The organism is Arenibacter algicola (assembly GCF_018860365.1).
GTDB classification, from domain to species: Bacteria; Bacteroidota; Bacteroidia; order Flavobacteriales; family Flavobacteriaceae; genus Arenibacter; species Arenibacter algicola_B.
In genome coordinates this window covers 96997-111133 of the sequence record NZ_JAHKPO010000016.1, presented here as the reverse complement: position 1 = coordinate 111133, position 14137 = coordinate 96997, and the positions used below count along the sequence as shown (strand labels likewise).

Annotated in this window: 6 protein-coding genes; 1 reads left to right on the top strand and 5 read right to left on the bottom strand. The window is 39.8% G+C overall.

Features of this window, described 5'->3' with window-relative positions; all coding sequences use genetic code 11:
- Window positions 1–2744 (bottom strand): thrombospondin type 3 repeat-containing protein (locus KO529_RS15390; RefSeq protein WP_215948754.1); only part of this gene is annotated, 2744 nt, incomplete at its 3' end.
- 618 nt (window positions 2745–3362) lie between these two features.
- Here KO529_RS15390 and KO529_RS15385 point away from each other — a divergent pair.
- Entirely contained in the window at window positions 3363–4952 is a 1590-nt protein-coding gene (locus KO529_RS15385; RefSeq protein ID WP_215948753.1) for a peptide chain release factor 3, read from the top strand.
- A gap of 62 nt (window positions 4953–5014) precedes the next feature.
- Here KO529_RS15385 and KO529_RS15380 read toward each other — a convergent pair whose 3' ends face one another.
- The 4 genes from KO529_RS15380 to rplL all read right to left on the bottom strand — a co-directional run bounded on the left by KO529_RS15380 (window position 5015) and on the right by rplL (window position 14127).
- On the bottom strand, window positions 5015–5326 hold the full coding sequence (locus KO529_RS15380; protein WP_072863284.1) for a DUF3467 domain-containing protein: 312 nt from the start codon (window positions 5324–5326) through the stop codon (window positions 5015–5017).
- 113 nt (window positions 5327–5439) lie between these two features.
- Window positions 5440–9738 (bottom strand): DNA-directed RNA polymerase subunit beta', encoded by a 4299-nt coding sequence (gene rpoC / locus KO529_RS15375; RefSeq protein WP_215948752.1) that lies wholly within the window; start codon window positions 9736–9738, stop codon window positions 5440–5442.
- A gap of 62 nt (window positions 9739–9800) precedes the next feature.
- A complete protein-coding gene (gene rpoB / locus KO529_RS15370; protein ID WP_031444826.1) occupies window positions 9801–13610 on the bottom strand; it encodes a DNA-directed RNA polymerase subunit beta in 3810 nt (1269 codons plus the stop codon).
- 136 nt (window positions 13611–13746) lie between these two features.
- Window positions 13747–14127 (bottom strand): 50S ribosomal protein L7/L12, encoded by a 381-nt coding sequence (rplL, locus tag KO529_RS15365; protein ID WP_215948751.1) that lies wholly within the window; start codon window positions 14125–14127, stop codon window positions 13747–13749.
- Between the last annotated feature and the right edge of the window lie 10 nt (window positions 14128–14137).

Genomic DNA, 14137 nt, shown 5'->3' with positions numbered 1-14137 from the left:
GCTACCACTTCACCGTTTATTGTATCGTTGCCGAGCACGTTGCTACCTGGTATAACACCACTCACACCGGTTTCTACGCCATAAGTGTCGTCCACCGCATCGATTACATTGTCCATATCGGGGCCTACCTGAATAGTTACGGTACCTGTATCACAATTGTCCGTATTGGCCACTTCACAGATCGTATATTCTATAGTGTAGGTGCCATCGGCAGTACCGGGGGCAACGCTAACACTGCCATCCTCGTTTATAGTAAGTTCGTCCGTTGGCGTAGAAGTAAGCACTACGTCCGTGGCGGCTACCACTTCACCGTTTATGGTATCGTTGCCGAGCACGTTGCTATCAGGGATTACACCACTCACACCGGTTTCCACGCCATAAGTGTCGTCCACCGCATCGATCACATTGTCCATATCGGGACCTACCTGAATAGTTACCGTAGCCGATGCACAAACATTGGGATCAGGAATAACGTTACACACCTGATAAATAATAGTAACAGTTGTATTGGATTCCGATTCAACAGGAGTATAGTTCAAGAAACCAGTTTCTTCATCAAAAAGAACAGTTCCTAAGGCGCTGCCACCAATCATGGATAAAGACGTAATACCCAAATTGTCAGGGTGATTATTAGGCAAATAATCATCATTTTCCAAAATATTGATCGCCACTTCTGTCAAGGCAGGGGTTGACCCAGAGTCATCCCTCGCAGTTGCAACAAGTGGATCAGGATCTGTTCCATTTGGATTACCGTCATTGTCACAATCAAGAACCTCCCAATCTACACTAGGTGTTAGGGTTACACTTTCGGGAAGGTAATCACATGGATCTAAAGGATCTGTACCATCAGTTTTCTCATCCTCATTGGTTACCCCATCCCCATCACAGTCAGTATCGTTCCATGTAATGGAAGGAGCTACAGTTTGGTGGGCCAAAACAAAATCGCAGGAATCCAACGGATCTGTACCGTCTTCTTTCTCGTCCTCGTTAGTTACCCCATCACCATCACAATCGGCTGTTAAATAGGCCCCATTTTGAGTTAAGGTCACACTCTCTGGATTATAATCGCAGGGATCAAGTGGATTAGTATCGTCCTCTTTTTCCTTTACCGTAGTTACCCCATCTCCATCATCATCAATATCACGATAATTTACATCATCAACGCCGTCAGTATTTGGAAGGTCGCTAGCTGGATTATCAATTTCATCATTTACGTCAAAGCCATCATTAATGTCCTCTCCCTCATAACCATCATCCAAGCCATCCCCATCACTATCAGTTCCTGTAAAAATTTGATCAGGAGTACCATCAAAATTGAAGTCATTCCCCTCTATATTATCAGGAACCAAATCGTTGTCCGTATCCAAGTCCAAATAATCTGGCATATCAGTACCGTCCGTATTCACAGGAATCAAGCCTTGGTTAACGGGTCCATCATAGGCATTATCCAAACCATCATTGTCACTATCCAAACCGGTTGGTGGAATATATCCGTCCGTTGTTTGGGCCTCCACATTATCAGGAATACCGTCATTGTCGGAATCTATATCTACCCTATCAGGGTAACTATCACCATCAGAATCTATATCCTTACTAAAGGTAATTGTTTGTGGATCAACAAAGTTATCCAGGCAAGAAAATTGAATTCCAGATTGCCTAGGAACATTGGTTGTAAAGTTCTCATTGGTTGACGCTTGTATCCCGAACCGGAAGACAAAAGTACTTATATTAACAAATTCGACCGCTACATTAACTGAAGGATGGGTATTGGATATTCCGTCATATTCCTTAACACCCCCATTTATTAACAATCCCCCAGCGGTATAGTTAACTCCTACCTCAGTAGGATTGTCATAGGTATAACTTACCGGGGTATCGAACCTATTGAATTCCTGATATTGACTATTACCATCTACGTCGATAAAATTGGCGATAAGCTCATCAAGTACTGCAGTTTCATTAGTTCCTGTTTTGACCATGGAGATCCGTAAATCCACATAAGGCCTTCTTACATCATCAGTTGTTGTAAACTCAATCTCGGGTTTAAAAAATTCAGAGTCGACCGAATTTTGATCCAAAGTGCTAATCCGGCCATTTACCACACTCTCGATAGTTACCAGAGCATCCAGTTCATCTGTAATATTAGAAAATCTATATACCGCACCTTCAGATAGGGCATCCCCAGATTCCAAGGTAGGGGCATTACTGAAATTTAAATTTGGTACTGTCTCACAATCAAAATCGGTACTCAGAACGCTGGATTCAAGACTATCGAGTATTCCATCATTATCAGAGTCCAAATCCAAATAATCTGGAACACCGTCACCATCGGTATCTACAGGAATAAGGCCACCACCATTACCAGGTGTGAGCTCATAAGCGTCATCCAGTCCGTTCTTATCACTATCCACTTTAGAAGGGGAAATATAATTTCTAGAAGCCTGCGCCTCAATATTATCCAGAATTCCATCATTATCCGAATCCACATCCAAATAATTCGCAATACCATCTCCATCGGAATCGATATCGCCCTCAATTGAATCTAATATCCCGTCACCATCAGAATCAATATCCAAAGAATCCGAAACCCCATCCCCATCGGAATCCAAATAAACCTGGCCTAATGATACAAATGAAGGAATATTGTCAAAGGAAGAAGTAAATAGCAACGCCAAAATCGCCAAAGCTAAACCTAAGGCGCCTCTTACTTTTTCCTTAATATTAAAGAAAGTAATTTTTTCCATAAATGATAGTTTTATATCAACTGATCACCATGGCATAATAGGTCATAAACAAATGTAAGAAGTTGGGGCCAACTCCAATATTACATGCAAGATATATCTAAAAAATCAATACTCATAAGGTTTTCAAGCCATAAATTATATAAAATCTGCCAATAACCGTATTACTCGACAAAGTGTTAATTATTTACAAAAACGACCTTGAAAAGGTTGTGATTATCAAGTAAAAATAGTGTGTAAAACAATATTACATTGTAGGTTTTTACTTATAAAAAAGTAAGTGGAAAGTTATAGCACAACAATGACCAACAGATAATTTCATCCATAATATCCAAAACCACCCTGCATTAAATCCGGAAAAGTGGTCTGCATAAATTCGGGATCTACCTAAAATAAACCCCGAAAAACAATTTCCCAACACCTAACAGTATAGGACGAAAAAAGCAAGCTTAAACATACCCCAAAATACACCCCAAACTGAAATGAACTAAAGCCAAGTATGTATGGAATACCCCGTCTAATCCAGAATATCCACCAATTAATATTTCTTTGCCTTATTTACGGGCATTTGCTGGTTGAAAAAAATTAATTTGACTTATTTTTGCCGAAATCAAATAATCAATGAGTTTTAGTGAACAAATTGAAAGAAGAAGGACTTTCGGAATAATATCGCATCCCGATGCGGGAAAAACAACACTAACAGAAAAACTACTGCTTTTTGGAGGTGCTATTCAGGAAGCAGGAGCCGTGAAAAACAACAAGATAAAGAAAACTGCTACCAGTGACTTTATGGAAATTGAAAAACAAAGAGGTATTTCGGTAGCCACCTCTGTTCTTGCCTTTCTATACAAAGACAAAAAAATAAATATCCTGGATACCCCTGGACACAAGGATTTTGCGGAAGATACCTTTAGGACCCTGACTGCTGTTGATAGCGTAATTGTTGTTGTTGATGTTGCTAAAGGTGTGGAGGAGCAAACTGAAAAATTGGTAGAAGTTTGTAGAATGCGCAACATCCCGATGATCGTATTCATCAACAAATTGGACCGGGAAGGGAAGGACGCCTTCGATTTATTGGACGAAGTAGAACAGAAATTGGGCCTTTCCGTAACTCCTTTAAGTTTCCCCATTGGTATGGGTTATGATTTTAAGGGAATCTATAATATTTACGAAAAAAACATTAATCTTTTTAGCGGGGACAGTAAAAAGAATATTGAAGACACTATTGCTTTCGATGATATAAACAACCCACAGCTTGAAAAAATCATAGGAACAAAAGCAGCCACAGAACTAAGGGACAATCTAGAACTAGTGAATGGAGTATATCCACCATTTGACAAGGAAAGTTATCTTAAAGGAACACAGCAACCCGTATTTTTTGGTTCTGCCCTGAACAATTTTGGTGTAAGGGAACTGTTGGACTGTTTTATAGATATTGCACCATCACCACGGGCCAAAATGGCCGAAGAGCGCTTGGTCCAAGCCAATGAAAAGGAATTAACCGGCTTTGTATTTAAGATACACGCCAATATGGACCCCAAGCACAGGGATCGTCTTGCATTCATAAAAATAGTTTCTGGTACTTTTGAAAGAAACAAACCCTATTTACACGTACGTCAAAACAAAAATTTAAAATTCTCCAGTCCCAATGCATTTTTCGCAGAGAAAAAAGAAATTGTGGATATTTCCTATCCTGGGGATATTGTTGGATTACATGATACCGGTAATTTCAAAATTGGGGACACTTTAACAGAGGGCGAAATACTGCATTACAAAGGAATTCCCAGTTTTTCTCCGGAACATTTTAGATATATCAACAATGCCGATCCCATGAAAGCGAAACAGCTAAACAAAGGGATTGATCAATTGATGGATGAAGGGGTTGCCCAGTTATTCACCCTGGAAATGAACAACAGAAAAGTAATAGGAACCGTGGGTGCCCTACAGTTTGAAGTAATACAATACCGTTTGGAGCACGAATATGCCGCCAAATGTACTTATGAAAACTTTCCGGTTTACAAAGCTTGCTGGGTAGACCCAAAAGATAAGAACAGTGAGGAATTTAAGGAATTTAAACGCGTAAAACAGAAGTTTTTGGCCAAGGACAAGAGAAAACAACTAGTCTTTCTTGCGGATTCCCAATTTTCGCTGCAAATGACACAGCAAAAATATCCCAATGTAAAACTACATTTTACTTCAGAATTCGACTAAATCACATCTCGATTCCCATAAAACTAAAAAACCTTCTGTAGATACAGAAGGTTTTTTAATTTTTAAGCCTCACCCGTTGGTCCAAAATTTAATGGAATTGGGGGCTGCTCATAATCCTTTATGGTTCCATGAGCTTTTTCGAAGCGACTAACATTATCGCCAAGCGCCTTTAAGAATTTCTTGGCATGCTGCGGGGTAAGCACAATTCTACTTTTAACCTTTGCTTTTGGAGCCCCAGGCATCATACTAATAAAATCTACTACAAACTCTGAAACAGAATGATTGATTATGGCTAAATTGGAATATATTCCCTCGGCCGTTTTCTCGTCCAATTCTATATTGATCTGTTTTTGGTTTTGATCTTTATCACTCATTACAAAAAATGATTATCTATTACTATTTGACTAAACGGTAATGAACAAAGAACAATTTAATTGCCAATTGTCCAAAAAAAAACCTCGGTGAATAACACCGAGGTTCTAATTATTTAGAATTTCAATTCCTCTTTTCGGGCCATGATTTCATCGTATTCCTCTTTGGAACCTACAATGATATTTTCATAATCCCTCATTCCCGTACCTGCTGGTATTTTATGACCAACAATTACGTTTTCTTTCAATCCTTCCAGAGTATCTACCTTACCGCTTACCGCAGCTTCGTTAAGTACTTTAGTCGTTTCCTGGAATGAAGCAGCCGAGATAAATGATTTCGTCTGTAAGGAAGCACGTGTAATTCCTTGTAGAATAGGAGTAGCAGTTGCTGCTACAGCATCCCTTGCAGTAACCAAATTCTTATCATTTCGTTTAAGAATAGAGTTTTCATCCCTTAATTCACGGGCACTTACAATCTGACCCGGTTTTAAGTTTTCGGAATCACCAGCATCTTCTACCACTTTCTGTCCAAAAATCTCATCATTCTCTTGGATGAAATCATCCTTGTGAACCAATTGATTTTCTAAGAAGATAGTATCTCCCGGATCCTCTATACGTACTTTACGCATCATTTGACGAACTACTACCTCAAAGTGCTTGTCATTGATCTTCACCCCTTGTAAACGATATACTTCCTGAACTTCGTTCACCAAGTATTGTTGTACAGCTGAAGGCCCTTTGATTGCCAAGATATCTTCAGGAGTAATTGACCCGTCGGATAATGGCATCCCGGCACGTACATAATCATTTTCTTGAACAAGAATCTGATTCGACAATTTAACCAAGTATTTCTTAACCTCACCCAATTTGGATTCGATGATTATTTCTCGGTTACCTCTCTTTATCTTACCAAAGGAAACAACACCATCAATCTCGGAAACAACAGCAGGGTTAGATGGGTTACGAGCTTCGAACAATTCGGTAACTCTTGGAAGACCACCGGTAATATCCCCAGCCTTAGCTGATTTACGCGGTATCTTAACCAAAATTTTACCTTCGTTGATCTTGTCTCCGTCATCTACCATAATGTGCGATCCAACCGGAAGGTTATAAGAACGCAATACTTCATCCTTATTGTTTTTGATCAATAGGGTAGGTATCAATTTCTTGTTCCTTGATTCCGAAATTACTTTCTCTTGGAATCCTGTTTGTTCATCGATCTCTACTTGGTAAGTAATACCTTGTTCTATATTTTCATATGCAATCTGTCCAGGGAATTCTGAAACAATAACCCCGTTATAAGGATCCCAAGAACAAATAACCTGACCTTTTTCGATTTTTTCACCATTCTTAATGAACAACTGTGAACCGTAAGGAATGTTATTGGTACTTAGTGTTATTCCAGATTTTGCATCTACAACTTTAATCTCTGATGTCCTAGAAATTACAATTTCAGATTTTTTACCTTCTCCATCCTGACTAGTAACTGTCCTTAAATCTTCAATCTCAGCAACACCAGCAAATCTGGCCTCCAATTTATTTTCTTCGGAGATGTTACCTGCAATACCTCCCACGTGGAAAGTACGCAATGTTAACTGTGTTCCTGGCTCACCGATAGACTGTGCAGCTACTACACCAACAGCCTCTCCTCGTTGTACCATTTTATTGGTAGACAAGTTTCTTCCGTAACATTTACCACAGATACCTTTCTGGGCCTCACATGTCAAGGCAGAACGCACCTCTACTTTTTCAACTGGGGATGCTTCTATTTTCTTCACATCCGATTCCATAATTTCCTGGCCTGCCTTTAAAAGCAATTCTTCAGAAATAGGATCATAAACATCATGTAAAGAAACCCTTCCAAGGATACGCTCCCCTAAAGTTTCAACAATCTCTTCATTTTTCTTAAGAGCTTCAACTTGAACCCCTCTTAGTGTTTCACAATCCTCAATATTGATAATTACATCCTGTGAAACATCCACCAAACGACGTGTTAGATAACCTGCATCCGCCGTTTTCAACGCCGTATCCGCAAGACCCTTACGCGCACCGTGAGTAGATATAAAGTATTCAAGAATGGATAGACCCTCTTTAAAGTTGGACAAAATAGGGTTTTCAATAATTTCCCCACCTCCGGCAGTAGATTTCTTTGGTTTTGCCATTAATCCACGCATACCGGTCAACTGGCGAATCTGCTCCTTGGAGCCCCTTGCACCAGAATCCAACATCATATACACAGAGTTAAATCCTTGCTGATCCTCACGAATACGCTTCATTGCCAATTCTGTCAACATAGCATTGGTCGATGTCCAAACGTCAATTACCTGATTGTAACGTTCGTTATTGGTTATAAGACCCATGTTATAGTTGGCCATAATACCATCTACCTGTGTATTGGCATCCGCAATCATTTCATGTTTCTCCGGCGGAATAATAATATCCCCCAAGCTAAAGGACAATCCACCTTTAAAAGCGAATTCATATCCCATAGTTTTTATTTTATCCAAGAAATCGGCTGTTGTTGGAACATCGGTAACATTTAATATATTACCAATAATATCCCTAAGCGATTTTTTGTTCAGTACCTCATTAATGTATCCTGCCTCCTCTGGAACTACCATGTTAAACAATACCCTACCAACTGTTGTTGGAATGATCTGATTAACCAATTCACCAGCCTCATTAAAATCTTTGGCACGTACCTTGATACCAGCGTTAAGATCCAATCTACCCTCATTAAAGGCGATAACCACCTCTTCATAGGAATAGAACGTTAAACCTTCCCCTTTTACTGCTACTTCTGGAGTGGATTTTCTTTCCTTGGTCATATAATATAGACCCAAGACCATATCCTGAGATGGTACAGTAATAGGCGAACCGTTTGCAGGGTTCAAGATATTATGTGATGCCAACATTAAAAGTTGTGCCTCCAAAATAGCCTCAGGTCCCAAAGGCAAGTGAACTGCCATTTGATCCCCATCAAAATCCGCATTAAATGCAGTACATACCAATGGGTGCAAACGTATAGCCTTACCTTCAATAAGCTTTGGCTGGAATGCCTGTATACCTAGTCTGTGCAATGTAGGTGCACGGTTTAACAATACTGGATGCCCTTTTAAAACATTTTCAAGAATATCCCAAACAACTGGTTCTTTCTTATCTATGATCTTCTTGGCAGATTTCACCGTTTTTACAATACCCCTCTCGATCAATTTACGGATTACAAAAGGTTTGTATAGTTCAGCAGCCATATCTTTAGGCAAACCACATTCGAACAACTGCATTTCAGGTCCAACGACGATTACCGAACGAGCCGAATAATCCACACGTTTACCCAAAAGGTTTTGACGGAAACGACCTTGCTTTCCTTTCAATGAATCTGAAAGTGATTTTAGCGGCCTATTGGATTCGGTCTTAACTGCAGATGCCTTACGTGTGTTATCAAATAAAGAATCCACTGCCTCCTGAAGCATACGTTTCTCATTTCTAAGAATTACCTCTGGAGCCTTAATTTCGACCAATCTCTTAAGACGGTTGTTTCTTATAATAACCCTTCTATAAAGATCATTCAAATCCGAGGTGGCAAAACGACCACCATCCAATGGAACCAAAGGACGTAATTCAGGTGGAATAACAGGAATTACCTTCATGATCATCCAATCCGGTCTGTTCTCCCTATTTTCTTGGGATTCCCTTAAGGCTTCAACTACTTGAAGTCTTTTCAAGGCCTCGGTCTTACGTTGTTTGGAAGTTTCAGTATTGGCTTTATGTCTCAATTCATAAGACAATTGGCTCAAGTCTATTCTTGCCAAAAGGTCAATAAGACATTCCGCACCCATTTTAGCGATAAACTTATTTGGGTCAGTATCTTCCAAGTACTGATTCTCTTGTGGAATAGAATCCAATATATTCAAATACTCCTCTTCGCTCAAGAAATCCATTTTTTGGATTTCCTCACCGTCTGGTCCCTTGGCAATACCTGGCTGAATTACTACATAACGCTCGTAGTAAATAATCATATCCAATTTCTTGGAAGGCAAACCTAATAGGTAACCAATCTTATTGGGCAGGGAACGGAAATACCAGATATGGGCAACAGGAACCACCAAATTAATGTGTCCTACCCTATCTCTACGTACCTTTTTCTCTGTTACCTCTACCCCACAACGATCACAAACAATACCACGGTAACGGATTCTTTTATACTTTCCACAGGCACATTCATAATCCTTTACAGGACCAAAAATACGCTCACAGAATAGACCGTCCCGCTCAGGCTTGTGCGTTCTATAGTTAATAGTTTCAGGTTTTAAAACCTCACCTCTTGACTCTGCCAAAATAGCTTCTGGAGATGCCAAACCGATTGAAATTTTATCGAACCTTTTAATGGTATTATTATCTTTTAGTCTAGCCATAACTATATTCTGATACTAATTTAATTCTTGTTATTAGGAATAGTGTTCAAAACCAATCCTTGTTATTCTTCCAATCTAATATCCAAACCTAATCCCTTAAGTTCGTGCATTAATACGTTGAAAGATTCTGGCAAACCAGGTTCTGGCATGGTCTCTCCTTTTACGATCGCCTCGTAAGTCTTGGCCCTACCTATAACATCATCCGATTTAACGGTCAATATTTCACGTAATGTAGCAGAGGCACCATATGCTTCGAGCGCCCAAACTTCCATCTCTCCAAAACGCTGTCCACCAAATTGTGCTTTACCACCCAATGGCTGTTGTGTAATAAGTGAGTATGGCCCAATTGAACGAGCGTGCATCTTATCATCTACCATATGTCCAAGTTTCAACATATAGATAACCCCAACTGTCGCTGGCTGATCAAAACGCTGACCAGTACCACCATCGTGAAGATAAGTATGACCAAATCTCGGAATTCCAGCTTCATCGGTATAGGCATTGATTTCATCCAAGGTAGCTCCGTCAAAAATTGGGGTCGCATATTTCTTCCCTAATTTTAATCCGGCCCATCCTAAAACAGTTTCATATATCTGTCCAATGTTCATACGCGAAGGTACCCCTAACGGATTCAATACGATATCCACAGGTGTTCCATCCTCTAGGAACGGCATATCCTCATGACGTACGATTCTTGAAACGATACCTTTGTTTCCGTGACGACCCGCCATTTTATCACCAACCTTTAGTTTACGCTTTTTAGCAATATAAACTTTGGCCAATTTCATAATACCGGCAGGCAATTCATCTCCTACAGAAATAGTGAACTTGTCCCTTCTAAGGTTACCTTGAAGGTCGTTCAACTTAATCTTATAGTTGTGCAAAAGATCGGTTACCATGGTATTGCTTTCCTTATCCGTAGTCCAACTTCCCCCAACCAAATGGGCAAAATCATCAACGGCGTTCAACATTTTCATGGTATATTTCTTCCCTTTTGGCAACACTTCTTCCCCAAGGTCGTTCAATACCCCTTGAGAAGTTTTGCCGTTGACCAATGTAAATAGCTTTTCAACCAATACATCTTTCAACTGTTGGAATTTTACTTCGTATTCCAACTCCAATTTGGAAAGTTCTTCCTTGTCCTCGGAACGCTTACGCTTATCCTTAACAGATCTTGAGAACAATTTCTTATCAATAACAACCCCTCTAAGAGATGGGGATGCCTTTAAGGACGCATCTTTTACATCACCGGCTTTGTCACCAAAAATGGCACGTAATAATTTTTCTTCCGGAGTAGGATCGGACTCACCTTTTGGAGTGATCTTACCGATCAAAATATCGCCAGGCTTAACTTCCGCTCCAATACGGATCATACCGTATTCATCCAAATCCTTGGTAGCTTCTTCAGAAACGTTAGGAATATCATTGGTCAACTCTTCAGCTCCCAATTTGGTATCCCTTACCTCCAATGCGTACTCATCAACGTGGATGGACGTAAAGATATCCTCACGAACCACTTTTTCAGAAATTACGATCGCATCCTCAAAGTTATAACCTTTCCAAGGCATGAAAGCCACTACCAAGTTTCTTCCCAAGGCCAATTCACCGCTTTCAGTAGCATAACCTTCACAAAGAACTTGTCCTTTTTTAACCTTGTAACCCTTTTTAACAATTGGTTTAAGGTTAATACTTGTTCCTTGGTTAGTTTTTCTAAACTTGACCAATTCATAAGTCTTGGAATCCTCCTCGAAGCTTACCAATCTTTGCTCTTCGGTACGGTCGTACTTAATTGTAATTTTTTGGGAATCAACATATTCTATAACCCCATCTCCTTCTGCATTGATCAATACCCTTGAATCCGACGCCACTTGACGCTCCAAACCTGTACCTACGATAGGTGATTCCGGCTTTAATAATGGAACTGCCTGACGCATCATGTTAGAACCCATCAAGGCCCTGTTGGCATCATCATGTTCCAAAAATGGAATCAAAGATGCCGAAATAGATGCTATCTGGTTTGGCGCAACATCGGTATACTGAATTTCCGCAGGATCTACTACTGGGAAATCCCCTTCTTCCCTTGCAATTACCTTCTCCGCAGTAATGGTTCCTTTTTCATCCATAGGAATGTTTGCCTGGGCAATTTTCATTCCTTCTTCCTCTTCTGCACTTAGGTAAGTAAAGTCATTAATATTTACAGTACCGTTATCTACCTTGCGGTATGGTGTTTCCAAGAAGCCCATTGGGTTCACCTTGGCAAATACCGAAAGTGAAGATATTAATCCAATGTTTGGTCCTTCAGGAGTTTCAATAGGACAAAGTCTTCCGTAGTGGGTATAGTGAACATCACGTACCTCAAACCCTGCTCTTTCCCTAGAAAGTCCACCTGGCCCCAATGCCGATAATCTTCTTTTGTGCGTAATCTCTGCCAATGGATTTGTTTGATCCATAAACTGCGATAACTGGTTGGTACCAAAGAACGAATTGATTACCGAAGACAAGGTCTTGGCATTGATCAAATCGATCGGGGTAAACACCTCATTATCACGTACGTTCATACGCTCCCGAATTGTTCTGGCCATACGCGCCAGACCAACACCAAATTGCTGGGATAATTGCTCACCCACAGTCCTTACCCTACGGTTGGAAAGGTGATCAATATCATCGATCTCAGCTTTTGAGTTGATCAACTCGATCAAATATTTTATAATTGTAATGATATCTTCTTTGGTCAAGACCTGCTTGTCCATTCCAATATCCAATCCCAATTTTTTGTTCATTCTATAACGCCCAACCTCACCAAGGTTATAACGCTGATCAGAGAAGAACAATTTATCTATAATACCACGTGCTGTTTCCTCATCTGGCGGTTCTGCATTACGCAATTGACGATAAATATGTTCAACAGCCTCTTTTTCAGAGTTTGTTGGATCCTTTTGAAGGGTGTTATGGATAATGGCATAATCGCTCTGTGCGTTATTCTCTTTATGCAAAAGAATAGTTTTCACATCAGCTTCCAATATCTCATTAATATGATCCTTTTCTAAAATAGTATCACGGTCAAGGATAATCTCATTTCTTTCAATAGATACCACTTCGCCAGTATCCTCATCCACAAAATCCTCGTGCCATGTGTTCAACACTCTAGCCGCCAATTTACGGCCCAATACTTTTTTCAAGCCGGCATTGGAAACCTTAACCTCTTCAGAAAGGTCAAATATCTCCAAAATATCCTTATCCCTTTCAAAGCCAATGGCCCTGAACAAGGTGGTAACCGGTAATTTTTTCTTTCTATCAATATAGGCGTACATAACACCATTGATATCTGTTGCAAATTCTATCCAAGAACCTTTAAAAGGAATAACCCTAGCAGAATACAACTTAGTTCCGTTAGCATGGAAAGATTGACCAAAGAAAACCCCTGGAGAACGGTGCAACTGAGAAACAACAACACGTTCCGCACCATTGATAACAAAGGTACCACTTGGCGTCATATAAGGAATAGTTCCTAAGTACACATCTTGTACAATAGTCTCGAAATCCTCATGCTCGGGATCTGTACAATATAATTTTAATCTTGCTTTTAATGGAACACTATAAGTAAGTCCACGCTCTATACATTCTTGAATGGAATATCTCGGTGGATCAATGAAGTAATCTAAAAATTCTAATACGAACTGGTTCCTCGTGTCTGTAATGGGAAAGTTTTCCATGAAGGTGTTATACAACCCTTCATTGCCCCTCTCGTCAGATTTAGTTTCAAGCTGAAAAAAATCTTGAAATGATTTAATCTGAATGTCCAAGAAATCCGGATAGTTCGGAGTGTTCTTAGCGGATGCGAAACTTATTCTTTCAGTCTGATTTGTGAACATCTATGGACAAAATTTTGAACGTGAATATTTTAATTGGGTAGTGTACTACAATATACACGGTATGTATAAAAAGGCTTAGGTCTAGCCACAAAAAGCGGAAAGACCTAAACCAAAATAATAATGGTTGTTGTTACTATTATTTAAGCTCAACTTCCGCTCCTGCTTCTTCCAAAGATTTTTTAATTCCTTCAGCTTCGTCTTTAGAAACACCTTCCTTAACGGCTTTTGGTGCGCTATCAACGATATCTTTAGCATCTTTCAATCCTAAACCAGTTAATTCCTTAACCAATTTAACAACTGCCAATTTAGAAGCACCGGCTGCTTTCAATATAACATCAAATTCAGTTTGAGCTTCAGCAGCATCACCACCTTCAGCAGCACCGCCACCAGCAGCAACAGCAACTGCAGCAGCTGCAGGCTCTATACCGTACTCATCTTTTAATATATTAGCCAACTCATTTACTTCCTTTACTGTAAGGTTAACCAATTGTTCTGCGAAATCTTTTAAATCTGCCATTTTTCTATCG

Excerpts from the sequence above, each read along its gene's own strand:
- KO529_RS15385 (WP_215948753.1), top strand. The coding sequence starts at position 3,363 with ATGAGTTTTAGTGAACAAATTGAAAGAAGAAGGACTTTCGGAATAATA.
- KO529_RS15380 (WP_072863284.1), bottom strand. The coding sequence starts at position 5,326 with ATGAGTGATAAAGATCAAAACCAAAAACAGATCAATATAGAATTGGAC.
- rpoC (WP_215948752.1), bottom strand. The coding sequence starts at position 9,738 with ATGGCTAGACTAAAAGATAATAATACCATTAAAAGGTTCGATAAAATT.
- rpoB (WP_031444826.1), bottom strand. The coding sequence starts at position 13,610 with ATGTTCACAAATCAGACTGAAAGAATAAGTTTCGCATCCGCTAAGAAC.
- rplL (WP_215948751.1), bottom strand. The coding sequence starts at position 14,127 with ATGGCAGATTTAAAAGATTTCGCAGAACAATTGGTTAACCTTACAGTA.